A 25,187-nucleotide genomic window follows, 5' to 3' on the forward strand; every position below is an offset into this window, starting at 1 on the left:
CGACGCGCTAGCTCATCTACTGCCAGATGGTTCACAACTTGTACTTGCTTAGGCATTGCACGCTTCTGATTGCAATCCCTCTAATTATGCTCCTCCATGCGGACTTGATATAAGATGCGATCGGCCAGGGGGCCAGCCATGAGCGCGGCGCCGGCACTCACGACCTGTAGTACCAGGGCATTGGCGGCAAACACCCTGCCCTGCTGCATGGGGGCAATCTGAGTCATCCAAATGGCGGTTTCGGAGCTGCCCAGCAGAGGAAAATTGAGCGACGAGCAGGACTGTGCCGGAACCCAGACTTGGGGCGCTCGCCCCAGCCCAAACACCGTCTTACTCAGCCCGGCACCAATGAATCCGGCCAGCATGCCGCCTACTCTTTGTTTTGGGCCACCCCAAACGCTAAGGATGATTGCCCCTGCCACGCCGCCAATGCCGGCTGCCGTTGCAGTGCTGGCTAGCACCTGGGCACTGCCGTTGGAGCGGGCCAAAATCATTGGCTCGTAGATGGCGCCACCTAGATCGTGGAAAAACCAAAACAGGGTGCTGATCAACAGCAAGGCCCGCAGCCTGGGCAGCTGCCAAACTTCGCGAAAGCCAAAGGTCAGCTTGGTCAACAGGGTTTCAATCTCAACCGTGGCTGGGGGCGCAGGCTGAGGAATTTGAAGGAAAAGGAGCGTGGCGATCGCCACCCCAAAACTCACCATATCAATTCCTACAATCCCCAGTAGACCCACCAGCGGATAGAGCACCCCAGCTAGGGCCGGACCAAAGATAGTCGCCCCGTAGTGGACTCCCGAATTCATGCTGTTGGCCCGCGTTAGTTGAGAGGTTGGCACCAGGCTAGAGATCGAGGTCTGATAGGCCAAACTTTGAATTTGCCCAAAGCTACCGTTCAGCATAGTGGCCAGATACAAATGCCAAATTTGCAGGTGGCTCGTTAAGTAAAGTAGGCCAATGCCAACTGTAGAGAGAACAGCAACAGCATCTCCCAATATCATCAGGTGTTTGCGATTAAAGCGATCGACGACCAGCCCCGCCACCAGGGTGATCGGGATGCGCGATAGCTGCGAAAAAAATCCCACAAGTGCTAAAGCCGTAGCCGATTTCGTCATCTCCCAGGCCCAGAGGGTCAAGGCAAACTCGGTCATGTAGCTGCCAATAGTCGAGACGAGCTGGCCCAACCAGATGATCGTAAAAGTACGCACAAACTTGTTCTCTAGCCTTAGGGTGCTTCGTCTGAATCACGAGAAGGGCGGGATTTAAGCGATAAGTTTAGTTTTAGACCCTCTGAAAATTGTTGCCGAGCAACAGAGTGAATCCCACTTTTGTAGCTTTACCCTAAATCCCTCTCCCAGAACGGGCGAGACTTTGAATCCGGCTCTCCTTCTCCTTTTTGGAAGAAGGGGTTGGGGATGAGGGTGTTTCAGCAATTTCGCCATAATCGCTGTCTTTGACTAAATTTTGCCAATGGCTAGGACAGCTTTTATCTCCTGTCAAAGCAGTGGCGTAGGGTTGGTCATAGATCCATCAAGCTGGCTGGTTGTCTTCTACCAAATACTTAAATAAGTCGTCTATTACTGCATCTGCAGCCAAGGGATTGCCGCCTCTCCAGGTCGGATAATTAACCGAGTAGACTCGATCGTTCTGAACAGCCCGCAGCTGCTGCCATAACGGATTTTGTTTGAGCTCGGTAATTGTCTGAGCCGCTTCAGAACCATCGGTGGCGACAAATAGAACATCGCCGTCAATATCCATCAGTCGTTCTTCAGACAATTTCACGATGCCGCCAGCAACCGGTACAGCTTGAGCCGGTGGTCGACGTAAGTTTGCATCAGCTAGAATGCTGCCGTTAAAAGAATTTTTTAAGTCTAGGTCAATTGTGCCGCAGCAGGTGTGGACAAAAGAGACTTCCGGGTTTTTCTGGCTATCTTCTAGGGCGGTTTTCAAAGACTGAATGCGTTGGTTGTAACGGTTCCACACCTGTTGAGCTGCATCTGTTTTTCCCAATACGTTGGCGACAAAGTCAACGTGCTGTCGCCAAGAGGGATATCCTTCCCAGTCATCGGCCACTGTAGGGGCAATTTGCGCTAGTTGGCTGTAAATGGCTTCGGTAGCATATTTAATGCCAATGATGAGATCGGGTTTTAGGGCGACTATTTTTTCAAGGTTGGGCTGTTCTTCTTTGCCCAATATTTGAATGGAGTTTAGATGTTCTGCCAGGTAAGGCGGTGGCTCGTCAAAATAGACGACGGTGGCAATTGGTTTGCCCCCCAGAGCGATCGCATCTCCCAGGCTAGGCACACTTAGGGTAATGACCCGCTGCGGCTGATTGGGCACACAGGTTTCTCCCAGAGCATGGCGAACCATGTGACAAGTTGACGACTCGGGCGCTGAACTTGCAGATGGCTGGTTTTCTGAACCAGTACAGCTCTGGATCAGGGCTACCATCAAGACTCCGCTCCAAAATAGTTGGATGCGTCGCCACCAGGATTTATCGATCATAGCGTTACGTTCTTAACCACTCATTTATCATCCTTAAAACGACCAAGAAACTGTGCCCCTGATCGTAAAAGGTGCGCCGTAGAAGACGCGCAGCGGGCTTTCTGCGGCTTCGAAATAGGTGATATTAAATAGGTTCTCGATGTTTAACCCAACCCGAAAATCCTCTCGGTTGTAAAACACCGAGGCATCGGTTCGGGTATAGCCCGGCACTTGAAATGAGTTATCTAAATCGCCTTGGCGATCGCCCACATAAAACAGCCCCAGCCCAAAGCCTAACCCCTGGAGCGATCCCGATTGCAGCTCATAGGTTGTCCACAGGCTAGCGGCATGTTCTGGCACATTATTGAGGCGATTGCCTACGGCTAAAGTAGTGTCAGCGGTAATTTGGGCATCTGTGTAGGCGTAGCCCGCCACAATATTCCATCCGGGCAAAATCTCGCCTGTAGCCGTGAGTTCAACCCCGCGACTTCTCTGCTCCCCAGTTTGCACCGAGAAGTTCGGATTAATAGGGTCTTCGGTTAACACATTAGTCCGCGTGATTTGATAGAGTGCCAAAGTGGTCGAGAACCGATTGTCGAGCCAGTCTGATTTAATCCCAACTTCGTACTGATTGCCTCGCTCAGGTTCAAAGAGACTATTGTCGAAGGCTGTGCCCACGCTCTGCAAGAACGAGCGACTGTAGCTGGTATAAAGCGCATGTTCATCACTGGGCTGATAGACCAACCCCAGACGAGGACTAAAGGCCTGATCATCCTGGAAAGCCTCAGAGCCATCGGCAAAGAGCGTCTGCTGACTGATCAGGTCAAACCGCCCCCCCAGTAAAAGTTTCAACTGGGGTAGCAGGTCGATTTGATCTTGAACATAAATCCCCACCGAATTAGTAATCAGAGGTTCTCTAGGATAGCTAGCCACGAACTGCAGTTGAGCTACTCCGTAGACCGGATTAAAAATATCAATGGGATCAAGAACAAATTCTTGACCACCGCTCGCGTAGATATCGCGATTGACATCAAAACCGAATAAGAGCTGGTGAGAAATGCTACCTGTTTGTACTCTGCCCGTCAGGCTAGTATCAAAGGAGTAGTTATCTTGAGATTGGTCGCCAGCCGTAAAAAGGCCCCGTTCTAGAGTGCGCTGATCATCGAGCAGCGCTGTGGGGAAGAGGGAATTTTGTGGCTGCTGCTGAAAGCTAGCTCGAAACGAATTTTGCAGCTGCCAATCGGGGTTGATTTGGTGATCGAGGGTATACCCTAGTCGCAGCACGTAGCGATCGTTTTTATCTAAATCATCATTGCGTTCTCCAATGAACCGATTGCGGGGCAGCTGACCATTGATGTTAGGCAAAACTGTGCCCAATGCGGGTAGCCCGCGATCGTTGGGCTGTTCAGAAATCGTATACTCGCCTTCAAAGTTGATTTGGGTGTTGGGCCCAGCTTGCCAACTGATCGTGGGCGCAATGACATAATTTCGGCGCTCAAAAAAGTCAATAAAGGTTGACGAACTAGACGCGCCTGCGGTGAGGCGATAGAGCAGGGTTTCAGACTGATTGAGTGGCCCGGTAAAGTCTATAAAACCGCCATAGGTGTCAAAATTGTCAATTGTTCCCTCCACAATATAGTGTGGGGTCGCTAACGGCTTTTTGGTCACAATGTTGACGGTACCACCAGGCGAACCCTGGCTAAACAAGGCCCCCGCCGGGCCTCTTAGAACCTCAATTCGCTCAATGTTAGGAATCGCGATGCGGGAGGTAATGTTGGTGTCATCGCGCAATCCATTGCGCAGAATATTTCTACCCGAAAACCCGCGAATGACATAGCCCTCAAAAGCTGACTGAGACGAGTTGCTGGGGGTACACCTACCACAGTCCGCAGGGCTTCGTTGACGCTTTGTACCTGACGATCTTCCAAAAGCTCTTGGGGCACTACCTGCACCGAAAATGGTAAATCGCGCAGAGGGGTATCGGTTCTGCTCCCGATGGCGGCGTTGGGAACTCGGTAATCCTGTTGCCCCTGGCCCGTAACTCCGATTTGAATGGCGTCTTCAGCACCGTCAAGCTGGGCAACTCCTGGCGCTATGTTAAAGACCAGGTTTCCTGCAGCTGTGTCAATCTGGGCGGTGGGTGGCCCATCGGTACCGGTAATGGACATCCGCACAGTGCCGTCGGGCAGGCTCGTTAACTGAACCAGGGCAATGCCCTCGGCAGGGGCAAACTGCTCAACGGTAGCCTCGTCAGTCAACTCCAGCGTTGCATTGAGAATGTCAGCAATCAGCGCATTGCCCTCGGTGCGGGAGGTGCCGATCGCTAGGGGGCGATCGCTAACCAGCTCAATTCTCAGGCCCTCTGGGGTATCGCTAATGTCAACGTCGGTAATCACTGCGGCGGCGGTTTGTCCCTGGGCCATCCACTCCTCCACGGTGAGTGCCGCCGAGTCAAGCTGGGCTGTCGCCTCTGGAACTCGCTCAGCTTCAGGAAGCTCTAGCGGTTCTGCCCCAGCCCAAGGGGCGGTCACGCCCGCTAGCAAGCCCATCACAAACAGTCCAAAACCCAAGGTTTTCGAAGTCATCATTCCCCACACACAACTAGCCACCAGTTTGTCGGCGCTTACAAACGAGAAAGATTCTCAATTGAGCTAGCTTTAGATTATGAGGCTTAGGCAGGGTTTTTCTCTGCGACCCGGACTTTTTTCTCTTCGATCGGGACTTTTTGAAGCAGCAAAAAAATAGTCGTGCAAAGCGCCGGGTCCATAGCCAATTCTTCAGCCTTGGATCCTACACCCTACGCCCCAAATCTAATTCCTAAGCCCCCCGACAGTTTGCTAATTGATAGGCCTTTGGCGTCACCCCAAACTTGCGCCGAAAAGCTCCGCTGAAGGCAGTTGGGCTGGCGTAGCCGACGATCGCCGCAACGACCGCAACGGAGCGTTGCTGCCCAAGTAGTTGGCAAGCTTTTTCCATCCGCTGCTGGGTGAGATAGCCAAAAATGGTAGTGTTAAATGCTTGACGAAATCCTTCCTTGAGCTTGCGATCGTTAAGGCCCACCTGCCGGGCTAAATCGATTAGGGAAGGGGGTGTTTGCAGATTACTTTGCAGAATTTGCCGCGCCTGGTGGATACGTTCTAGATCATCTTGATGAAGGATGGACTTAGCAACGGTACCATCATCCATTGCGTTTAGAAAAAGAGCAATCAGTTCGAGGGATTTAGCCTCTAGGTAAAGGGTTTGGGTCAGTCCTTGGTAAGGACACTGTAGGATTTGCCAGAGGGCAGTTTGCATTTCTGGCGTGATCGCGATGGGGTCAACAAAGGGGAATTCCTGTGCTCCCGTCAGCATGTTTTGCAGCGTTTTTGGTAGCCTAGCGCTGTGACTTTCAGCTAACGTCGTTAGCAGGGGTGGATCGAGATGAATATCGACCGATAAATAGTCTTGATCCGCAAATTCTCGCCAGCAGCTGTCTTGCCATTCTGGGCCGAGCAAATGGGCCTGGCGATCGCCGAGTACTGGCCCTTCGTTGTATTGACTGTGAGTTGTCAGGCTAAAAACAAATTCAAAACAGCTGCTTTGCTCTGGCGAACAGGCCTGCACTAAATTTTGGTGCAAACGGTAGCGGTGCAGGGTTAGAGCAATGCCACTGGGCAGATCGATATCGCGCTTGTAGCCAGTACCTAACCAGTCAGGATAGGTTAGGGTTTGATCCCGTTCATTTGCCAATAGCTCTGGCTGCGTGTTCTGAACATGCTCTCGCAGGAGCTGGCGCAATTCGCCATTTTGAAAGGTAGTCGTCACAGGCCGCTGGTCCTCCTCCTGACACCGATAATCAGACTAATTCTCGATAGACTGGCTGATGGGCAGGCACAGCGGCGTGTTAGACACGGGGTCAGTAATGATGCGGCTCTTTAGGGCAAAAACCTGCTGCACCATCGTTTCGGTTACAACGGCGGTGGGTTGCCCCTGGGCGATGACCTGTCCGTCGCGCATAGCAACCAGATGATGGCTGTAGCGACAGGCCATATTCAGGTCGTGGAGCACCATGACGATGGTGCGCTTTGCCTGGCGGTTGAGCTGGTAAAGCAGATCGAGCACCTCAATTTGATGGGATAGATCGAGGTAAGTAGTTGGTTCATCCAGCAGTAGGGTTTCGGTATCTTGGGCCAGGGCCATGGCAATCCAGGCTCGCTGGCGCTGGCCGCCGGAGAGGGTGTCGAGGGAGCGGTTGGCAAACTCGTGCAGGTGGGTGGTGGCGATCGCTTCCTCCACTTTCAGCTCATCCTCCTTCGACCACTGTTGTAGCCAGGTTTGGTGGGGGTAGCGGCCCTGGGCGACGAGTTCGCGCACGGTTAGCCCTTCTGGGGCAGCGGGGCTTTGGGGCAAAATGCCCAGGCGTTTGGCCAGGTCTTTAGTGGGTAGGTGGGCGATCGCATCCCCATCCAAATACACCGTGCCGCCCTGGGGCTTGAGTAATCGCGCCATGCCCCGCAGCAGAGTCGACTTGCCACAGCCGTTTGGCCCCACCAGCGTGGTGATCTGCCCCTGGGGAATGGCGAGATCAAGACCCTGAATAATTACGTTGCCGTCGTAGGCCAGGGTGAGCTTGCGGGTGGTGAGGGCGATTTGGGTGGCGGTGTTGGTGAGCATGGTGGCGGGGTGACGGGGTGACGGGGTGGATGGGTGGATGGGTGGATGGGTGGGTTAATTGGTTTTAGGTTTGGGGTTTATGGTTCTGCCTTGCACCTTTTGCCTTGTACCTAATACTCAGCACCTGCATTTTTTTGCCTTCTGCCTTCTCTGCATTACTGGTTGCGATCGCGGTAGAGCAGCCAGAGAAAATAGGGCGCGCCAATGACCGCTGTAATCACCCCGCAGGGCAGTTCTATGGGGGCGAAGGCGAGGCGACCCACGATGTCAGCGAGTTCGACAATGCAGGCTCCGGTGAGAGCCGCAGCGGGAAGCAAGCCTGCGTGGGAGGGGCCAACTAATTGCCGGGCCAGGTGGGGGGCCATAAGACCGACGAAACCGATGGTGCCGGCGGTGGCGACGGAGGCGCCGGCCAGGGCTACGGTGCAGAGCAGCAGGAAGCTGCGGGTCCATTCCACTCGGCTGCCGAGACCCTGGGCCAGGTTGTCGCCCAGATTGAGGGTGTCCAGATCCCTGGCCAGCACCATGGTCAGTGGCAAAAAAATGGCCAGCCAGGGCAGCAGTGGCCACAAATGTTCCCAACTGCGGCCGTAGACGCTGCCGGTCAGCCACACCAGCGCCTGGCTGACCGTATTGATTTCGCCAAAGGTGATCATCAGGTTGCTGAGAGCACTGGTCAGAGCCGTCAGGCCAATGCCCACTAGAATCAACCGAATGGGGGAACTGCCACCATTCCAGGCCAACAGGTAGATGGCGATCGCTGCCCCTAGACCGCCTGAAAACGCAGCGATTGGCAGCCAGCCCGTCGTCACCTGCGGAAACAGAACAATTAGCGCCACCGCCACCAAACTAGCGCCTGAATTAATACCAACGATTTCTGGAGCGGCTAGGGGGTTGCGAGTTATACCCTGTAGGATTGTCCCTGCTACCGCCAGTCCCATTCCCACCAGCAGCGCCACTAGGGCGCGGGGTAGCCGCAGGGTATTCACCACAAAGGCATAGTCAGGGTTCGCTGAGAAGCCCAAAATGGTCTTCACTACCTCCAGGGGCGGCAATGGATATTCTCCCTGGCTAACGTTGAACACCAGCGACAGCAGGGCAGCCAGCAGCAGCGCCACCAAAACCGCAGGGACACGGCGATCAACCCGAAAAGAGAGCGGGAATCGCCGGGGTCGAAGGGAAAGCCAGGGTTTTGTAATGGACATGGGAAGGGATTTAAGGTGACGGGTTTAAGGTTTAGGCTTGTCTAGGGCGGGCATTGCCCACTATCAACCTGTGCCCTACCGCTTGATCTTTGACCTGGCCAAATAAATAAAGAATGGTGCCCCCACCAGTGCCGTCATAATGCCTACTGGTAGCTCCTGGGGGTGGATGATTAGACGAGCAGCGAGGTCGGCGACTGACAGCAAAATGCCTCCAAAAAGCATTGAATAGGGCAAAATCCAGCGATAGTCGACACCGACGGCAAAACGCACCACGTGGGGCACCACCAGGCCGACAAAGCTAATGGGTCCAGCCAAGGCGACGGAGCTGCCCGCCAACAAGACCACCGCGATCGCTGCCCCCGCCTTTACCCAAGCCGTCTGCAACCCTAAGCCCTGGGCCACTTCTTCCCCCAGACTCATTAGCGTCAGCTGCCGCCCTAGGGCCAGAGATGCGACCAGCCCCAGGGCAATATAGGGCAGCACCGGTAGCATACTGGCCATATCCTGCCCGGCTAGCGACCCGGCTAGCCAAAAGCGAATTTCGTCTAGGGTGCGCTGGCTGAGAATGAGAATGCCATAGGTCAGCGAACTGAGCAGATACCAAATGGCGGCTCCAGCGATCACCAGTTTCAACGGTGTGAGGCCACTGCGGCCTAGGGAGCCCATCCAGTAGACGGTGATGGCGGCGATCGCAGCCCCTGCAAAGGCAAACCCTACATAGCTGCCGCCGCTGCCCAAAAAGAATATTGCCAGCACCATCGCCAGCGCTGCTCCCATATCAATGCCCAAAATGTCTGGGGCCGCCAGAGGATTGCGGGTCAACCCTTGGGTAATCGCCCCCGCTACCGCTAGCGCCGCTCCCACCACCACCGCCAAAATTGCCCTGGGCAGCCGCACCGTGCGAATAATCAAGTGTTCGGTCGAGCCATCAAACTGAAAAATCGCCTGCCACACTGTTGCGGGGCTAATATCCGCCGCCCCCAGCAGAATGCTGCATAGTAGGCAAACTAGCAAGAGACCACTGCCCAATCCTAACCCCAGCGCCAGGGATACAGGTGATTTAGAAATAGCTAGGGGTTGGGATTGCACCGACTTTGCATCCATATCAGTTGATCGAAAACCACCGAAACGATTCTTACTCGCCTCGCTGAGTCGCAATCCCCAAGGTTGCACCCTCAATCGCTCGCAGTTCGTCCATAACGGCGATCACGCGACCGTGGTTGACGGCTTCATCGGCGTTGATCACAATCACTGATCCCTGGGATGTGCCCATCAGATCGCGTACGCCAGTTTGCAGCTTATCTAGGGCGATCGCCTCTTTATTCAGGGCAATATCCCCCGACTCCTGCACCGTTACAGTGATTTGATCTTGTTTTTGCATCTCAGCACTGACCGCCTTAGGCAAATTCACCGGCAGCGACTCAGAGCGAGTCAAAAACAGGCTAGACATAATGAAAAATGTCAAAATCGCAAAAATAACGTCGATCATGGGCACGACGTTGAGCTCAAACTCTTCTTCTGGCTCTTCAGGAAGGTAGGACATAGGGGTAGATGGGTGGGAGGGTGGATGGGTAGGAGAGTTGGGAGTTGATGGGTGCCAGGTGTAGTTTTTTGACCTGTATCTAGTACCTAATACCTGACACCTATTCCCTATCTGGCAAAGGTCTCTTCCCTAAGCTGGGTCTTTCGGTCGTAGTGGGTTTCATAGAGAATCTCAAGTTGCCCGCTGTACTCTTGAATCAACGATACCTGCCGCTTGTAGAGACCCTTGAAGATATTGGCAAATAGCAGTGTGCCGATGGCTACGACCATCCCTGCGGCGGTTGAGACCAGTGCTTCGGCAATGCCACCCGTCACGGCAGCCGCATTCGAGTTGATATCGCCAATTCCTAAGGCGCTAAAGGCCGCAATTAGCCCCAAAACAGTGCCTAACAGGCCCAGCAATGGCGAGAGCGTGACTATTGTGGCGAAAACTGTATTAAACCGGCGCAGATGAGGTAGCTCTGCCTGCATAGCGCTGAGCAGGGCCAGATGAAACTGGCTGGGTTTAGCACCTTCTAGCTCTAGGGCTTCGAGGAAAATGCGGGCCGTGGGCAGATTCACGTTTTGTCGCAGCTTGGGGTACACATCCATTGGGGCTTGCCGATAGGTGCGCAAAACTTCTTGCATTACTGGACGCTGGCGGCGATTGATGCGAAACCAAAAGACCGTCCGCTCAATGATGAGCGCGATCGCCAGAATCGAGAACCCCAGCAGTGGCCACATGACGATGCCGCCCGCCGCAAAAATAGTACCCATAGGCTTTGCTGCAAAATAGTGTCAACAAGCATTCACTCTGATTTGCGAGCCAATGTCAAGGTTAAAACCAGGATTATTTTCATCAGCAGGTCTGGCCTTGGCAGCAATTTCAGAGAGTAAACTAAGGATGGAAACGTGTAGAACCCCTGCCCAGGAATGCTTTTGGCAAAATCTCGATCTTTATTAGCGGTCGTTTCTAAGGATAATTTGGCATTAAAAACTGCAGTCTTAATGCAACTGTTTGCCGATTGTGTAATATAGCTAAGAAGATTTTTGCCGTTACTTGGGCAAGCACTAATGAGTCTTTCAGAGATTTGCAGTCAACAACACCAGCACGAGCAGCAAAAACTCCGCAAGATTCTGCTTTGGGGAATTTTAGGTTCCGTGGGAGTGCATGGGGTAGGTTTTGGCCTCAGTCAGCTCGATTTTTGGCAGAGGCTGGCTGCCGATGACATTGAGCCAATCGAGCTGATTGTCGTCGAACCCCTGTCCGATACACCTGAAGCCATTCCCGACCCTAACCTGCCCGCCGAACTCAGCACCGAAGTCAATGACTCCGCACCAGGGGGTGGCGGCGGTGGGGGTGGCGGCGGTGGGGGTGGCGGCGGTGGGGGTGGAAACTTTACGGCAGCTCGGGTCATATCACCCCCTGCCCCTGCCCGGGTCGCACCTCCTGTAGAGCGGGTTGAAGCAAAGCCTGAGCCGGTGCGAAACACCCAAGCCGATTCAGTCGTTGAGGAACTTGAAGCTGAGCCAGAAATCTCAAAAGAAGAGCCAGAGACTGAGCCAGAAATTTCAGAAACAGAAGAGCCAGAAACTGAGCCAGAAATCTCAGAAGAAGAACCAGAGACTGAGCCAGAAACCTCAGAAACAGAAGACCTAGAACAAGAATCTCTAACCGCTGAATCTACGGAATCTCAGGCTGAGAACCTGCGCGACTTTTTGCAGCGTCTGCGCGATGCACAAGCTCAGACCGCAGCTGACTCAGCTGCTGCTGAAAATGGTGTTGCTAGAGACGGCAATGGATTGGCCACTGCCCCTTCCAACGGCAGCGGTGGCACCGGCAGTGGTAGCGGCATCGGTAGCGGTAGTGGCACCGGCAGCGGTAGCGGCACCGGCAGCGGTAGTAGCTCTGGCAGTGGTAGCGGTAGCGGCACTGGCAGCGGTAGTGGTAGCGGCTCCGGCAGCGGTAGTGGTAGCGGCTCCGGACAAGGTTCTCGCACTGTAGCCTGTCAAAACTGCGTGCGTCCCGACTATCCTCAAAGCGCTCTGGATGCCGGTGCTGAAGGCCAACCCATGGTCAGCGTCGATATCAATCCCGACGGCAGCGTTCGCAGTGTCACCCTAACTCGCTCCAGTGGCAACCCGGCAATCGATCAAGCCGCCATTCAGGCTGCCCGTAACTCACAATTTCAGCCCGTTAGCGGCGGAGCCAGTGTTCCCATCGAGTATGACCTGACCATTGAAGGGTCGCGTCGCAACCGCGATGCCCGTCGTCGGGGCGATCGCCAAGCGGTAGAGCTACCGCCAGAGGCCAACCCTACCCCCGAGACAGCAACAAACGAGCCCAGCCCCGTACCAACGCCCACGCCGACGCCACCTGTTGAGGCTGATGAGCCAGCCGCGGCTCCAACTCCACCAGCGGCGTCAGAACCAGAGCCCGCGGAGTCAGCACCCGTAGAGGCAGAGCCCGCAGAGCCAGAACCTGTAGAGCCGAAACCCGCAGAGGCAGCAGAGCCCGCACCCGCAGAGCCAGAGCCCGCACCAGCGAGCCCGCCGCCGGTGCAAGCGCCTACCCCTAGTCCACCCGCGCCTAGCGCTCCCCCACCGCCAGCTCCTGCGGCCCCGGCGGCTCCGCCACCCGCGCCAGTTGCACCACCCTCACCGCCCCCGGCTAGTCCTCCGCCAGCAGCGGAGCCGGCTCCGTCAGCTGCACCAACTGGGGAGTAGATGCAGCGCAAGGTTGAATTTGTATTCTGAAGCCAAGTCTCGTTTGTCTTGGTGCGTCCCGCGTCGGCAACCGACGCGGGACGCACTGCTTTTGGCATGAAGCAAAAGCGGCGTTGCTGAATGAGGGATGAACCGGCAAAGCCTTCAGACTCTGCATGGCCCCTTAAATCACCCAATTCTGGGGATTTTGAGACTCTATCTCCCTCAAGACTGGGGGCTGGGGGGCAAACCATACCTGCGTTAAGCAATGCAGCATGAAGCAAAAGCTTTATGCTGCTGCGCTCTGGTGTCTAGCCAGGGCTTTCTATATAGCAGCGATCGGGTGCCCAATTTAGCGCGATCGCCCATTCGCTCCATTTTGCTCTGGTTTAACCCCGGTCGGTATTCTCTGGGCCTTCCCCTCCATGGGACAACTCAGGGCTGCGACCAGCCGTAAATATGGCAGCAATATTAATTGAGGCTATAGATAGATCACCTTAAATAAGCCAAACCTATCAATTGAATTAAAAATTGCATTGCAAACTTGCGCCTCAAGGTGATCCACTGGCTCAAAAATGCCTATAGACTTACTTTCATGCAAAACAAATGTGCAATTGATTTAAGTCAATGCACGTTTTAGATGTTCTCTTTGGTCGAAGCCCTAGGCTTCTTGGGGCGTAAGCCTCGTGGTCCATTCTGCTCACCCACAGCTGTTCAACTAATCCACAGTCATTTAGCTACCGGCGCTCCCCCTGCGGAGATTGCTCAAAGGAGGTCCTATGTCCGATTATTCGCGTCGCAAGTTTCTGGTTACCGCTGGTGTATCGGCGGCTAGTTCGCTGCTACTCAAAGGCTGTTTGGGCAATCCCCCATCGGCTACGGTTGCCGTCACGCAAGTAGCTGCCGCTGCCCCTTTGTCCGCCGCTGACACGCCCGAGACCCCTAAGGTCAAGCTGGGCTACATTCCCATCGTGGAGTCGGCAGCGATCATCATTGCCCAGACAAAGGGCTTCTTTGCCAAGTACGGCATGACTGAGGTAGAAGTTGCCAAGCAGGCTAACTGGGCCTCGGCGCGCGACAACGTCACCATTGGCTCTGCCGGGGGCGGCATCGATGGAGGTCAGTGGCAAATGCCCATGCCTCACCTAATCAGCGAAGGCATTCTTACCAACGGCCGAAAGGTTCCTATGTATGTGCTGGCCCAGCTCAATACTCAGGGCAATGGCATTGCCATTGCTAACACCCATGCCGGCAAAGGCTTTGGGTTAGATATCTCAAGTGCCGCTGACTACATCAAAGGGTTTCCCAGCACCCAGGGCCGCAAGTTTAAAGCGGCTCACACCTTCCCCAACGTGAATCAAGACTTTTGGATTCGCTATTGGTTTGCTGCGGGTGGTGTTGACCCCGACACCGATATCGATCTGCTGGCGGTGCCCCCAGCCGAAACTGTGCAGGGCATGCGCAACGGCACCATGGACGCCTTTAGCACCGGCGACCCCTGGCCATACCGCATCGTGGCCGACGACGTTGGCTTCATGGCGGGTCTGACCCACGAAATGTGGGCCTTTCATCCAGAAGAATACCTGGCGTTGCGAGCTGACTGGGTCGATGCAAATCCTAAAGCCACCAAGGCTTTGCTAAAAGGGTTGATGGAGGCCCAGCAGTGGTGCGACAACCCTGACAATCGAGCCGAGCTGGTGCAAATTACCTCTGGTCGCAATTACTTCAACATTCCCCCCGAGATTCTCACGCCGCCTTACAAAGGCCAATACACCATGGGCGACGGCAAAGCCGATGTTAACGACATCAACGCTGGCCCCCTCTACTGGAAAGACCCCAAAGGCAACGTGTCTTACCCCTATAAGAGCCACGACCTGTGGTTTTTAACCGAGAGCATGCGTTGGGGTTTCCACAAGGACCAGCTCACCGACTTTGACACTGTGCGGCGCATTGTCGACTCCGTCAACCGCGAAGATCTCTGGCGTGAAGCCGCTACCGAAGCAGGATTTACCGCCGACATTCCCGCCGATACGTCTCGCGGCGTTGAAACCTTCTTTGACGGCATCAAGTTTGACCCGACTAACCCTGAGGCATATCTCAACAGTCTTCAGATTAAGCGGGTCTAGGCGGAGAAAGGGTGGATGAGTGGGGGAGTGGATGAGTAGGCGAGGTAGTTACGCCCATCTACACATCCACCCATCTACCCCTAACTCCAAACAGCACTGGTTCAGAGAGAGATGACCAAAGGCAAGAGCATGGGGTCCACCGTCCACAGCAGCCCCATTCCCCCTTGCCTCGGTGCCTGAACCAGCCTACCTCGGTCGGTCTCCCCAAAGAAAGGCCGGGGTGGGTTTCCTCCTCAAAGCGTTTGTGATTTTTTCCTTCTAACTTAGGTACGGCAACTATGGTTACTCACTCTCCAGTTCGCAAGCAGGCACGCCCTAACCCTTTTCTAGGCTCGGTTCAGGAGTTTTGGCAAAAGCGAGGCCCTGACCTGATTCCCCCCATCATTGGTATTGCGGTGTTTTTGACGGTGTGGCAACTGGTGTCGTGGTCGGGAGCCACCCGACTGCCCGGGCCGCTAAGTTTGTGGACCGATACGCGCACCCGCGAGCTATTGCTATATCCATTCTTTGATTTGGGTGGCTTGAATAAGGGGCTGTTTTGGCAAACTCTGGCTAGCCTAGGCCGGGTTGCCCAGGGCTACAGCGCTGCCGCTGTCGTTGGCATTGGAGTCGGGGTTTTAGTGGGAACTAGCCCCTGGTTAAATAAAGCCACTTACCCCATTTTTCAGTTTTTGCGGATGGTGGCACCCCTAGCCTGGGTTCCGATCGCCCTGGTGGCGCTGCAACAAAACCAGCCCGCTGCCATCTTCGTAATTTTCATCACTTCTGTGTGGCCGATTTTGATCAACACCATTGAGGGTGTGCGTCAGATTCCAGAAGACTACGACAACGTGGCTAAGGTGCTGCAACTGTCTCGCAAAGACTATTACTTGAACATTCTGTTTCCGTCGGCACTGCCCTACATCTTTACCGGACTGCGGATTGCGATTGGTTTGGCCTGGCTAGCGATTATTGCAGCAGAGATTGTGATGTCGGGGATTGTGGGCATCGGTTTCTTTATCTGGGATGCCTACCAGCAGAATTACATCAGCGAGATTATCTTGGCGGTGTTTTACATTGGCTTTGTCGGTCTGCTGCTCGATCGCGCGATCGCTTTTTTGCAGACGAAGATTGCCCCGGCTCGGAAGTAGGAACTTTGAGGGGAGACCTGCCCGGCATAGGTTTGCCCTCTCCCCCGACCCCTCTCCCAGGGAGGAGAGGGGAGCCGGAATCCAGAACTGTAGGTTGGGTGGAGCGCCAGCGGAACCCGACGGGTTGGAAATCTATAACGCTTGACATTTTCGTTGGTGGGCAGTGCCCACCCCACGGCATTACTTAACAACGATCGCGAGGATAGAACTATGAGCTTATTGGTGGCAGTGGATCAGGTGGATAAGGTCTTTAACCTATCCGACGGCGGCGAGTACATCGCCCTCAAGGGCATTGACCTAACAATTAAAACGGGCGAATTTGTTTCATTTATTGGCCACTCGGGCTGTGGCAAATCGACCCTTTTAAACATGATCGCGGGGCTATCGCTGCCCAGTTCTGGAGTACTCACCTTGGAGGGTAAGAAAATTACCGAACCTGGCCCCGATCGCATGGTGGTATTCCAAAACTATTCGCTCTTGCCCTGGCGATCGGTGCGCGAAAACATTGCTCTGGCGGTAAATTCGGTCTATGGCGACAAGTCCAAGGCTGATCGCCGGGCCATTGTTGAAGAGCACATCAACCTGGTGGGTTTGCAGCACGCCGCCGACAAATGGCCTGACCAGCTCTCGGGGGGCATGAAACAACGGGTTGCGATCGCCCGCGCCTTGGCCATTCGCCCCAAGCTGCTGCTGCTGGATGAACCCTTTGGGGCGCTGGATGCGCTAACTCGAGGCAATCTGCAGACTCAGCTGATGCGCATCTGCGACGAGAATAAAGTCACTGCCGTGATGGTTACCCACGATGTAGATGAGGCGGTGCTGCTGAGCGATCGCATCGTCATGCTCACTAACGGCCCCGGAGCCGAAATTGGCAACATTTTAGAGGTCGATATTCCTCGCCCCCGCCAGCGCATGGAAGTGGTGGAGCACCCTAGCTACTACAGCCTGCGCAGCGAAATTATCTACTTCCTCAACCAGCAAAAGCGGATTAAGAAGCTGCGAGCCAGAAAAACTACGGCGGTGGCTCGTCACGGTTTGGAGAAGGTAAATCTGGATATTGGCTTTGTGCCACTGACCGCTTGTGCCCCGGTGGCGATCGCCAAGGAAAAAGGCTTCTTTGCTAAGCACGGCCTGGAGGAAGTTAACCTAACCCGCGAAACCAGCTGGCGCGGCATTGTGGACGGCATCGCTGGCGGCTACCTAGATGCTGCTCAAATGCCCTCCGGTATGCCCCTGTGGTTTTCCCTAGGTGGCCACAAAAATACCCCGCTGCCCGTGATCAGCGCGCTGACCATGACCCGCAACGGCAACGCCATCACCCTATCTCGCCGTTTCTATGACCAGGGCGTCCACAGCCTGGATGCCTTTCGCGATATGCTGCACCGCACCCCCGAAACCCAGCACCGCATGGGTATGGTGCACCCGTCGTCGATGCACAATCTGCTACTGCGCTACTGGCTAGCGGCGGGCGGCATCGACCCCGATCGCGACCTGGCTCTGCAAACCATTCCCCCCGCCCAGATGGTGGTGGATCTGAAGAACAATGCGATCGACGGCTTCTGCGTCGGTGAACCCTGGAACCTGCGCGCCGCCATGGACGAGGTAGGCTTTACCATCGCCACCGATCGCGAAATTTACGACGGCCACCCCGGCAAAGTGCTCGGCGTGCGCGAAGACTGGGCCGCCGCCTACCCCAACACCCACATTGCCCTTACCAAGGCCCTGCTCGACGCCTGCCGCTACTGCGCCGACCCCGAAAACGAGCTAGAGATTCGCCAGATTCTCTCCCAGCGCGCCTACTTAGGCACCCCCATCGACTACATCCAGCTGGGTGACCCCAACACCAAAGTCTGCGAGCTGCAAAAGCCCATGCGCGAGTACGCCCACCACCTGTTCTTTGGCGACGGCGCCAACCGCCCCAGCCGCACTGAACACCTCTGGCACATGACCCAACTCGCCCGCTGGGGTGATGTGCCCTTCCCCCGCAACTGGCTAGAGATTCTCGAACGCATTGTGCGAGTCGATGTCTATAGCACCGCCGCCCGCGAACTGGGCCTGCTCGACGCCAAATTCACTCGCGGCAGCATTCACCTGTTCGACGGCACCGACTTCGACGCTCAAGATCCCATTGGATATTTGAACAGCCTCGCTATCAAGCGCGACATCACCATTGCTGAGGTGGTGCTGGATGGACGGATGGCAGCCTTGGCTGCGTAAGGGGTGGGGAGTGGGGGTAGGGGTGGATGGGTAGGGGGTGGATGGGTGACGCTTGCTTCTTCATTCATCTAGTCAGGGTTTGGAGCCTTCCGTCCAATTCAGGTTTGGAACCCCACAGTTTGATTCCTTTGACACCTCCATCGGCAGAACAGGCGTTTAAACCGATGACCAGCAAATCCTTTCCGTGAGGTCAAGGACGGCGGAACGTCCTTGTCGATGGGGGTCTGGGGCCTGCGAAATGGCCCCAGCGGCAACCTTGGCTTTTCCACCCCACTTTCGTCAGCCCAACATCCTACGCCCTAGGCGATCGCTTTCTCGGCAACCACATCTCAACGTTTAGAACATTCCATCTTTAAGGAGTAAAACCATGCAACCTACCCCTCTCAAACTCAAGTCTCGTCGCCCCGCACGTTCCGAACAGGCCGGCTATACCCAACCCTCTTCCGACCAAGGCTTTCTGGTCTTTGATCAAGTCTCCAAAAGCTTCCCCACTGCCAAGGGCCGATTCCCAGTACTAGAAAACGTCAACCTGAGCATTCAACAGGGCGAATTCGTCTGCTTCATTGGCCACTCCGGCTGCGGCAAATCGACCCTGCTCAGCCTAGTCTCAGGGTTCCAGCAAGCTACCCAAGGCTCCGTCACCCTCAACGGGCAACCCATCCTCAAACCCGGCCCCGATCGCATGGTCGTCTTCCAAAACTACGCCCTGCTTCCCTGGCGCACCGTGTTTGAGAACGTCTACCTAGCGGTGAAATCGGTATGGCCCAATAAGCCCGAGGCCCAAAAGCGGGCGATCGTGCGTGACCACTTGGCCATGGTGGGACTTACTGAAGCCGCCGACAAGCGCCCCGATCAGATCTCCGGCGGCATGCGCCAGCGGGTTTCCATCGCCCGCGCCCTATCCATTCGCCCCGAAGTGCTGATTCTCGACGAACCCTTTGGCGCGCTTGATGCCATCACCAAAGAAGAACTCCAGGAAGAACTGCTCAAAATCTGGAACGACCACCGCTGCACAGTCTTGATGATTACCCACGATATCGACGAGGCATTATTCCTAGCCGATCGCCTAGTGATGATGACCAACGGCCCCGCTGCCGGTATCGGCGAGGTGATGAATATTCCCTTCGAGCGGCCCCGCGATCGGGACCAGATTATGGAAGACCCGCAGTATTACCAGCTGCGCAACCACGCTCTCGACTTTCTCTACAACCGCTTTGCCCACGACGAAGGGTAGCAACCGCTAAATTCCAAGGTTCTAGCCAAGTTTACTGGCCGACTTGTAGAGCCAGAACTAGAACCTTGGAATCTCTGCACTACGGATTACGCTAAGAGCAGATTTTAACTATGGTCACCCCTCAGTTATGAAGTGGTGATTATTACGCCTGCTCCCAAATTTGCCGAATTTCACCGGGAAGGATCGAAACAATTTCCTGGTTTCGTTCAGCAGGCAAAATTTCTTTCATAGCTGAGAACACGGCTGCTGTTACCTCCTCAGGAGCAACCCCGGAGGGCAATGCACCTTCTTGTTGCAGACGCAGCATAAACGTCCCTGGCTTGATGTGTAAATTTTGTGCAGGGCTAATGCGGCTGAAGAAAGCGACCATGACGTTGGGATCTTTCCAAAGATCAAGCACTTCTTGCTCAGATTCAGATGCGCCTGCTTTGAGGTCTTCTTCGATCTGGTCGCTGGTTTTGTTCAACATCATATCCCGCAAAATTCGGAATACTATGTTTGTGGCCCGCTCAGCATCGTTAGCGGTTTTCAAACTACTCCGCTCTATCACTTTGTCGAGAAAAGACTGTTGCTGGGTTTGACTTGCCATAATTTCTCACTACAACTTTTGCAAAAAAAACGAATTGAACTCAGTCAATTCATTGGGATTCCACTACATGTTGCGAAGTGTGAAGATGAATTCCATCCGTCTTTCGACGGAGCCATCTGGCAGAGGTGCTGAGCCAAGTACTCATTAATATTTTCGAATTAGGGTTGAGTTGTTGGTTAGCTTGCTGGGCCTAGTGATTGAGATAGTTAACTATTCGAGGTTCAAGCTGCCGAAACTGTAAGATATTTACTTTTAAACTTTGCGTATTTTGGCAATTTTAGGCAGTCTACGCCAAGTTTCATCTAATATGGCTTTGCTTCAGGCTGCGATCGCCCTATCGCCCGAATTCGTTGAGATCAACCTATATGGTGGACTTGGCAATTTGCCCCATTTCAACCATGACCTTGAGTGAGTGGAACCGCCAGCAGTGACTGGTTTACCAGCCCAAGTGAAATGAGCGGATGGCATCATAATTTCTGGCCCAGAATATGCCCATGAGCGCCTCACTGCCGATGCTAGGGAGGAGCGGGCTTGACTAAATATTTAGGCGACTCAACATAGCCCTGCCGGTAATAAAACCGATGAGTCTGCGCGCGGCGGTTGTGACAGTGCACTTCAATACGATTGCACCCCCGCGCCCAAGCCAGCTTGCTGGCCTCTGTTTCCAGCGCCGCCCCCACTCCCTGCCCCCGTGCCGCCGGGTCAACACAAAAGTAGCTGATGCGGCAAAAGTCTCCCGGCAACGCCAGCTGCGGAATAAAGTGCAGCGAAATGAGACCAACAACGGCGTCCTGTTCTACGGCGACCAGAACCGCGGCATCGGCATGGGTGAGCTGCCGCTGGAGACTGTGAACGACAAAGTCGGGGGTGACGGGGTAGTCGAGGGCAGTAAGCAGGGCCGCGATCGCCACACTGTCTCTCACCTCGCCGGGTCTAATCTGCATAGGCGATCGAGTTCAGCGCAACGCAAGGATTTACTTTAAAGGCCACCACGAAACCTTATCGCGGGTGGCTCCGTACACTTCCTTGAGCCCCTCGGGGTCAACCACCTGCACTTGGTCATTGGCCGACTCAGCGGTTTTGCTGGTTTTGATGTAGCCCGCCTTCGTTAGCCCCTTTAAGACCTGCTCAACGGTACGGTGGTTGAGCTGGCAGGCGCGGGCAATGAGGTCGATGGGCAGGTCAAAGCAGTAGCTAGTGCTGCTGCCCTGGCTCGGCTGACTGCCCAGACTGCGCTCTTGATAGATCAGCGCCCGCAGCAGCGCCGCCACAGCTTGGGGAGGGTAGGTGCTGCAGTTGAGCAGGTGATACTGAAACTTCTCGCGCAGCTCAAATAGGAGAGAGTAGCGATCGCGAAAGATTTCGTGCTGGTCGTATAGCGATTGCACCACCGCTACCGGCACCTTGATCACGTCGGTAGTTTTGTAGGCTTCCACCAAACTGGGAAACGCCCGCACCACCGGCCCAAACCCCACGGGCAAATTGCGCATGCCAAAACAGGCGCCGGGGTAGGTCATGGCCATGACCCGGTCGAGGGGAGTGCTGCGCATGATCACTGGGCCGCCCTCGACCACCACGTAGAGGTGCTCTAACCAGGTCTGCGGACGAAAGGCCGTATACACCGGCCGATTGGAGTACAGCTTTTCTACGACCAAGACACTGGAGTCTAACCCGTTGAGCAGGTCTTTGGCCTCTAGGCCCTGAAACAAAAAACTTTTCGTGGTCAAGGTTTCGACGGCATCAGTCGCCGCAACCTGGCCTTTTTGCCTTGCCATACTGCACTACAGGTTCGTTACCCCGCCATTGTCCCTCGAAAACTACGCTTGCTCAAGAATTCTTGACCGCAATCTCGATTGACCTGTATTTGAATTGGAGAATTGAACCGAGTGGGCAGCTAAGCTGACAGTGAGTGGTAGGGCAGCGAGCGATCGCCCAAGGCCATCGAGCCGCCCCCAAATAAACTTATTAAGACAAACTTAGTAGCCGTCGTCGGTTTCAGTGTTGAACCACAGATCGGCTTCTAGCTCCACCAAGTCGAGCAGGGCCTCGTGAACGGTGCCGGCCTGGCCCTCAATAGCCAGATCAAACCAGCCATCTTCTTGGCCGTTGGCTCCCAGCAACGCGCCTAGAATATTCACCTTGAGCCCATAGCGGTTAATCAGGTTTGAGATTACCGGGTCGGGGTGGCGCGCCTTGGGAATGCGGACTTTTACTTCAGTATGAATCAGGCTTTCAGGGTCTTTCAGGTGCAGAGCCTCAAGACCGTAGTCGGGAGAAACGGATGACATTAGGAACCTCCTAGGACATGAGCTGCGGGGTTTGCGATCGGGCCTGCAGTCTGACCAACCCAAAACCCAAAACCGTAAACTTTAGACCGGATTAGTGCCCTCGATGCTGAATACCAGCCGTGCGCTCTAGCAAATACTTCACTACCAGAGTGACCACAGCCAAACAGGCCAGCAGCAGGGCAGCGGTGTAGGCTGCCTGGCTGTTGTACTGAATGTGGGCCTCTTCAATGAAGAGGGGCAGGGTTTGGGTTTTGCCGACAATGTTGCCCGAGACCACGGTCACCGCCCCAAACTCACCCATGGCCCGCGCGTTAGTCAAAATTAGGCCGTAGAGCAAACTCCACTTAATCGACGGCAGTGTGACCCGCCAGAAGGTTTGCCACTGGTTCGCTCCCAGGGTGGCGGCGGCCTCTTCTTGCTGGGTGCCCGCTTCTTCGAGGGCGGGCAGCACCTCGCGGGCAATAAAGGGCATGGTGATAAAGATACTGGCCATGACGATGCCCGGCAGGGCAAAGATAATCTTGATGCCGTTGGCCTCAAGCAGCGGCCCAAACCAGCCCCGGTTGCCAAACAGCAGCACCAGCATGAGACCCGCAACCACCGGCGAAATCGAGAAGGGCAGGTCGATAATGCTGATCAGGAGCGATCGCCCCGGGAAATTTTTGTTGGCCAACGACAGCGCTGCACAGATCCCAAACACTGTGTTCAGCGGCACCGTAATTGCTGCCGTAATCAACGTCAGCTTGACCGCATTTAAAAAGAACTTGTTGGTAAACGTGTCGAGCAACCCGGGCAGACCCGCCTTTAATGCTTGAACAAACACGTTGAGGGTCGGCACCAGCAAAATTAGCCCCAGGAAGCCAAAGACAAAGGCCACCAGCAGCCACTTGCCCCACTGAAACGTCGTCCCCTGAGATTTAGGCCCAGCGGCAGCAATGGGTTGCTTTAAAGATGAATCAGCCATAGAAGCGCCTCCCGCGGGCCTGAATAAGGTTGATCACCAGCAGTGCCGACAGCGAAATCAGCAGCAGCACCGTACCAATTACCGTTGCGCCGGCGTAGTCAAACTGTTCCAAACGCTGAATAATCAGCACTGGTGCGATTAAGTCTTGAAAGGGAATATTGCCCGCAATAATCACTACTGAGCCGTATTCGCCCACCGCCCGCGAAAATCCCATGGCCACGCCCGTGAGAATGGCCGGCATCAGCGGCGGCAAAATTACCCGCCAAAAGGTCTGCCACCGAGAAGCCCCCATGGACCAGGCCGCCTCTTCCATTTCCGGCTCCAGGTCTTGCAGTACCGGCTGCACCGTCCGTACCGAAAAGGGCAGCGCGATAAAGATCATCGCCACCAGCACCCCCAGACGGGTAAACGACACTCGAATGCCAAAGGGCTCTAGAAAGCCGCCAATCCAGCCGTTGGTGCTGTAGATAGTCGATAGGGTTAAACCGGCCACCGCCGTAGGCAGAGCAAAGGGCAGATCGATGATGGCATCTAAAAACCGCTTCCCCGGAAACTCATAGCGCACCAGCACCCAGGCAATAATTAGCCCAGCAAAGCCGTTGATAATGCTGGCCACCAGCGCCGTAAAAAAGGTGACGTTGTAGGTCGAGATCGCCACCGGATCGGTAGCAATGCGCCAAATCTCTGCCGGGTTTAGGGTCAGCGCCTTGAGCACAAGCGCCGCCATCGGCAAAAACAAAAACAGGGTGAGATAGAACCAGGTAACCCGCCAAGTCCAGGGAGCGTGGAGAATCTGGTGCCAAAGACCTGGGGATGAAGACGGTGGGGATGAAGTCATAGGTGCAGAGAAAGCATGTCGATTAGTCAGTTCTGAGCGACCGTTACCTCAGCCCGATGCGATCGCGTCAGGCTGAGGTAACCGTCATCTACCTACTTGCCAACTTTGGATTGAACCTGGTCAAAGATCGCCCCGTCGGCAAAGAACTTTTTGTCAATCTCTTCCCAGCCGCCTAGGTCGGCCACCGTAAAGAGAGTTTCGATTTTAGGAAACTGATCGGCAAACTGCTCACCCACCTCGGGGTCAGAGGGGCGGAAGCCCACTTTGGCGAATTCCTCTTGAGCCTCTGGGGTAAACAAAAACTCCACAAAGGCTTCAGCGACCTCGCGGGTGCCGTGCTTATCCACGTTGGCATCGACGACGGCAACGGGGTTGTCAATGGAAATATTTACCTCGGGAACCACAAAAGGCAGCTCCTCGCCATTTTGGGCGGCCAGCAGCACCTCGTTTTCGTAGTTAATTAGCACATCGCCCTGGCCCCGGTTGAAAAACACGTCGGTAGATTCTCGCGCATCCTTGGGCAGCACCGGCACGTTTTGATAGACCTTGGTGACGAAGTCTAGGGCGGCGGCATCATCGTTACCGGTCTGGGTCTGAAAACCCCAGGCCGCTAAAAAGTTCCACTTGGCACCGCCAGAGGTTTTGGGGTTGGCGGTCACCACCTGCACATCGTCGCGGGCTAGATCTTCCCAGCCCTGAATATTTTTGGGGTTGCCCTCGCGGGTGACCAGCGCTGCTACCGAGGAATGCACAATGGCGCTATTGGGAGTTTCGCCTTCCCAACCGGGCTCAATCAGGCCACCCTCTTCAATTTTCTTGGTGTCCCCAGCCAGGGCTAGGGCGACGACATCAGCTTCTAGCCCGTCGAGCACGGCTCGAGTTTGAGAGCCTGAGCCACCGTAGCTCTGGTTAAAGGTGACTTCCTGACCAGTTTCTTCCTTCCACTGCTCCACAAACTTAGGAATGATTTGCTCGTAGGCCGCCTGGGTCACAGCGTAGGAGACCAGGGTCAGCTCTACGGGACCAGCGGCAGCGGTGGTCGCTTCGCCGCCATTGCTGGCCTCGGGGGTCGATGAGGTGCTACCGCAGGCGGCTAGGGTGCCCGCCAGCCCCAGGCCAGCCGCAAATAAAATTGCCGACCGCCGCGAAATATAACGTTGAGGTGATGTCATGGGTAGCTCTCCAAAGAATCTCCGGTATCTCGATAGGGTTTTCGAGGATTACGTTTATGGACT

General features: G+C 55.0%; 21 protein-coding genes and 1 pseudogene. 6 read left to right on the forward strand and 16 right to left on the reverse strand.

The window, feature by feature from the left end:
• Nucleotides 1-80: 80 nt before the first annotated feature.
• The 9 genes and pseudogenes from NC979_RS09595 to NC979_RS09640 form a co-directional block, all read right to left on the reverse strand.
• Nucleotides 81-1,205 carry an MFS transporter gene (locus tag NC979_RS09595; RefSeq protein WP_190520118.1) on the reverse strand — a complete coding sequence of 375 codons (1,125 nt, stop codon included), beginning with the start codon at nucleotides 1,203-1,205 and terminating at the stop codon, nucleotides 81-83.
• 322 nt (nucleotides 1,206-1,527) lie between these two features.
• A complete protein-coding gene (locus tag NC979_RS09600; RefSeq protein ID WP_242024055.1) occupies nucleotides 1,528-2,367 on the reverse strand; it encodes an iron-siderophore ABC transporter substrate-binding protein in 840 nt (279 codons plus the stop codon).
• A gap of 171 nt (nucleotides 2,368-2,538) precedes the next feature.
• Nucleotides 2,539-5,069 (reverse strand): annotated as a pseudogene (locus NC979_RS09605) (AMIN domain-containing protein); the annotation flags it as partial.
• Between the two features lie 229 nt (nucleotides 5,070-5,298).
• Nucleotides 5,299-6,285 (reverse strand): helix-turn-helix domain-containing protein, encoded by a 987-nt coding sequence (locus NC979_RS09615; protein WP_190520124.1) that lies wholly within the window; start codon nucleotides 6,283-6,285, stop codon nucleotides 5,299-5,301.
• A 36-nt stretch (nucleotides 6,286-6,321) separates the two neighbouring features.
• A complete protein-coding gene (locus NC979_RS09620) occupies nucleotides 6,322-7,134 on the reverse strand; it encodes an ABC transporter ATP-binding protein (protein WP_190520126.1) in 813 nt (270 codons plus the stop codon).
• A 155-nt stretch (nucleotides 7,135-7,289) separates the two neighbouring features.
• Nucleotides 7,290-8,339 (reverse strand): FecCD family ABC transporter permease, encoded by a 1,050-nt coding sequence (locus tag NC979_RS09625; protein WP_190520128.1) that lies wholly within the window; start codon nucleotides 8,337-8,339, stop codon nucleotides 7,290-7,292.
• 75 nt (nucleotides 8,340-8,414) lie between these two features.
• A complete protein-coding gene (locus NC979_RS09630; RefSeq protein ID WP_190520130.1) occupies nucleotides 8,415-9,443 on the reverse strand; it encodes a FecCD family ABC transporter permease in 1,029 nt (342 codons plus the stop codon).
• Between the two features lie 31 nt (nucleotides 9,444-9,474).
• Nucleotides 9,475-9,882 carry an ExbD/TolR family protein gene (locus tag NC979_RS09635; protein ID WP_190520132.1) on the reverse strand — a complete coding sequence of 136 codons (408 nt, stop codon included), beginning with the start codon at nucleotides 9,880-9,882 and terminating at the stop codon, nucleotides 9,475-9,477.
• A gap of 107 nt (nucleotides 9,883-9,989) precedes the next feature.
• Nucleotides 9,990-10,637: a MotA/TolQ/ExbB proton channel family protein gene (locus NC979_RS09640; RefSeq protein ID WP_190520134.1), complete on the reverse strand. Its 648-nt coding sequence runs from the start codon at nucleotides 10,635-10,637 to the stop codon at nucleotides 9,990-9,992.
• 297 nt (nucleotides 10,638-10,934) lie between these two features.
• Here NC979_RS09640 and NC979_RS09645 point away from each other — a divergent pair, with 297 nt between their 5' ends.
• The 6 genes from NC979_RS09645 (at nucleotide 10,935) to NC979_RS09670 (ending at nucleotide 19,273) form a co-directional block, all read left to right on the forward strand.
• Entirely contained in the window at nucleotides 10,935-12,587 is a 1,653-nt protein-coding gene (locus NC979_RS09645) for a TonB family protein (RefSeq protein ID WP_190520136.1), read from the forward strand.
• Between the two features lie 247 nt (nucleotides 12,588-12,834).
• On the forward strand, nucleotides 12,835-13,023 hold the full coding sequence (locus tag NC979_RS09650) for a hypothetical protein (protein ID WP_190520138.1): 189 nt from the start codon (nucleotides 12,835-12,837) through the stop codon (nucleotides 13,021-13,023).
• A 322-nt stretch (nucleotides 13,024-13,345) separates the two neighbouring features.
• Nucleotides 13,346-14,692, forward strand: coding sequence for a CmpA/NrtA family ABC transporter substrate-binding protein (locus NC979_RS09655; RefSeq protein ID WP_190520139.1), 1,347 nt, complete (start codon nucleotides 13,346-13,348; stop codon nucleotides 14,690-14,692).
• 278 nt (nucleotides 14,693-14,970) lie between these two features.
• A complete protein-coding gene (ntrB, locus tag NC979_RS09660; protein ID WP_190520142.1) occupies nucleotides 14,971-15,822 on the forward strand; it encodes a nitrate ABC transporter permease in 852 nt (283 codons plus the stop codon).
• Between the two features lie 141 nt (nucleotides 15,823-15,963).
• Nucleotides 15,964-18,039 carry an ABC transporter ATP-binding/substrate-binding protein gene (locus NC979_RS09665; RefSeq protein WP_313887071.1) on the forward strand — a complete coding sequence of 692 codons (2,076 nt, stop codon included), beginning with the start codon at nucleotides 15,964-15,966 and terminating at the stop codon, nucleotides 18,037-18,039.
• Nucleotides 18,040-18,406: 367 nt separating this feature from the next.
• Nucleotides 18,407-19,273, forward strand: coding sequence for a nitrate ABC transporter ATP-binding protein (locus tag NC979_RS09670; protein WP_190520144.1), 867 nt, complete (start codon nucleotides 18,407-18,409; stop codon nucleotides 19,271-19,273).
• A 142-nt stretch (nucleotides 19,274-19,415) separates the two neighbouring features.
• Here NC979_RS09670 and NC979_RS09675 read toward each other — a convergent pair whose 3' ends face one another.
• The 7 genes from NC979_RS09675 to NC979_RS09705 all read right to left on the reverse strand — a co-directional run bounded on the left by NC979_RS09675 (nucleotide 19,416) and on the right by NC979_RS09705 (nucleotide 25,124).
• Entirely contained in the window at nucleotides 19,416-19,862 is a 447-nt protein-coding gene (locus NC979_RS09675; RefSeq protein WP_190520146.1) for a DUF2267 domain-containing protein, read from the reverse strand.
• Between the two features lie 515 nt (nucleotides 19,863-20,377).
• Nucleotides 20,378-20,806, reverse strand: a complete 429-nt coding sequence (locus NC979_RS09680; RefSeq protein WP_190520148.1) for a GNAT family N-acetyltransferase — start codon at nucleotides 20,804-20,806, stop codon at nucleotides 20,378-20,380.
• Nucleotides 20,807-20,836: 30 nt separating this feature from the next.
• Nucleotides 20,837-21,637, reverse strand: coding sequence for a Crp/Fnr family transcriptional regulator (locus NC979_RS09685; RefSeq protein WP_190520150.1), 801 nt, complete (start codon nucleotides 21,635-21,637; stop codon nucleotides 20,837-20,839).
• Nucleotides 21,638-21,838: 201 nt separating this feature from the next.
• Entirely contained in the window at nucleotides 21,839-22,150 is a 312-nt protein-coding gene (locus NC979_RS09690) for an NIL domain-containing protein (protein WP_190520152.1), read from the reverse strand.
• Nucleotides 22,151-22,241: 91 nt separating this feature from the next.
• Entirely contained in the window at nucleotides 22,242-23,114 is an 873-nt protein-coding gene (cysW, locus tag NC979_RS09695; RefSeq protein ID WP_190520154.1) for a sulfate ABC transporter permease subunit CysW, read from the reverse strand.
• Nucleotides 23,107-23,952, reverse strand: a complete 846-nt coding sequence (gene cysT / locus NC979_RS09700) for a sulfate ABC transporter permease subunit CysT (protein WP_190520155.1) — start codon at nucleotides 23,950-23,952, stop codon at nucleotides 23,107-23,109. The genes cysW and cysT overlap by 8 nt, the downstream gene beginning before the upstream one ends.
• A gap of 92 nt (nucleotides 23,953-24,044) precedes the next feature.
• The gene (locus NC979_RS09705; protein ID WP_190520157.1) at nucleotides 24,045-25,124 is read right to left on the reverse strand and encodes a sulfate ABC transporter substrate-binding protein; all 1,080 of its coding nucleotides are present in this window, start codon (nucleotides 25,122-25,124) and stop codon (nucleotides 24,045-24,047) included.
• Nucleotides 25,125-25,187 lie beyond the last annotated feature (63 nt).

The organism is Leptolyngbya subtilissima AS-A7 (assembly GCF_039962255.1).
Classification (GTDB): Bacteria; Cyanobacteriota; Cyanobacteriia; order Phormidesmidales; family Phormidesmidaceae; genus Nodosilinea.

Excerpts from the sequence above, each read along its gene's own strand:
- NC979_RS09600 (WP_242024055.1), bottom strand. The coding sequence starts at position 2,367 with ATGGTTCGCCATGCTCTGGGAGAAACCTGTGTGCCCAATCAGCCGCAG.
- NC979_RS09620 (WP_190520126.1), bottom strand. The coding sequence starts at position 7,134 with ATGCTCACCAACACCGCCACCCAAATCGCCCTCACCACCCGCAAGCTC.
- NC979_RS09625 (WP_190520128.1), bottom strand. The coding sequence starts at position 8,339 with ATGTCCATTACAAAACCCTGGCTTTCCCTTCGACCCCGGCGATTCCCG.
- NC979_RS09630 (WP_190520130.1), bottom strand. The coding sequence starts at position 9,443 with ATGGATGCAAAGTCGGTGCAATCCCAACCCCTAGCTATTTCTAAATCA.
- NC979_RS09635 (WP_190520132.1), bottom strand. The coding sequence starts at position 9,882 with ATGTCCTACCTTCCTGAAGAGCCAGAAGAAGAGTTTGAGCTCAACGTC.
- NC979_RS09640 (WP_190520134.1), bottom strand. The coding sequence starts at position 10,637 with ATGGGTACTATTTTTGCGGCGGGCGGCATCGTCATGTGGCCACTGCTG.
- NC979_RS09645 (WP_190520136.1), top strand. The coding sequence starts at position 10,935 with ATGAGTCTTTCAGAGATTTGCAGTCAACAACACCAGCACGAGCAGCAA.
- NC979_RS09650 (WP_190520138.1), top strand. The coding sequence starts at position 12,835 with ATGCAGCATGAAGCAAAAGCTTTATGCTGCTGCGCTCTGGTGTCTAGC.
- NC979_RS09655 (WP_190520139.1), top strand. The coding sequence starts at position 13,346 with ATGTCCGATTATTCGCGTCGCAAGTTTCTGGTTACCGCTGGTGTATCG.
- ntrB (WP_190520142.1), top strand. The coding sequence starts at position 14,971 with ATGGTTACTCACTCTCCAGTTCGCAAGCAGGCACGCCCTAACCCTTTT.
- NC979_RS09670 (WP_190520144.1), top strand. The coding sequence starts at position 18,407 with ATGCAACCTACCCCTCTCAAACTCAAGTCTCGTCGCCCCGCACGTTCC.
- NC979_RS09675 (WP_190520146.1), bottom strand. The coding sequence starts at position 19,862 with ATGGCAAGTCAAACCCAGCAACAGTCTTTTCTCGACAAAGTGATAGAG.
- NC979_RS09680 (WP_190520148.1), bottom strand. The coding sequence starts at position 20,806 with ATGCAGATTAGACCCGGCGAGGTGAGAGACAGTGTGGCGATCGCGGCC.
- NC979_RS09685 (WP_190520150.1), bottom strand. The coding sequence starts at position 21,637 with ATGGCAAGGCAAAAAGGCCAGGTTGCGGCGACTGATGCCGTCGAAACC.
- NC979_RS09690 (WP_190520152.1), bottom strand. The coding sequence starts at position 22,150 with ATGTCATCCGTTTCTCCCGACTACGGTCTTGAGGCTCTGCACCTGAAA.
- cysW (WP_190520154.1), bottom strand. The coding sequence starts at position 23,114 with ATGGCTGATTCATCTTTAAAGCAACCCATTGCTGCCGCTGGGCCTAAA.
- cysT (WP_190520155.1), bottom strand. The coding sequence starts at position 23,952 with ATGACTTCATCCCCACCGTCTTCATCCCCAGGTCTTTGGCACCAGATT.
- NC979_RS09705 (WP_190520157.1), bottom strand. The coding sequence starts at position 25,124 with ATGACATCACCTCAACGTTATATTTCGCGGCGGTCGGCAATTTTATTT.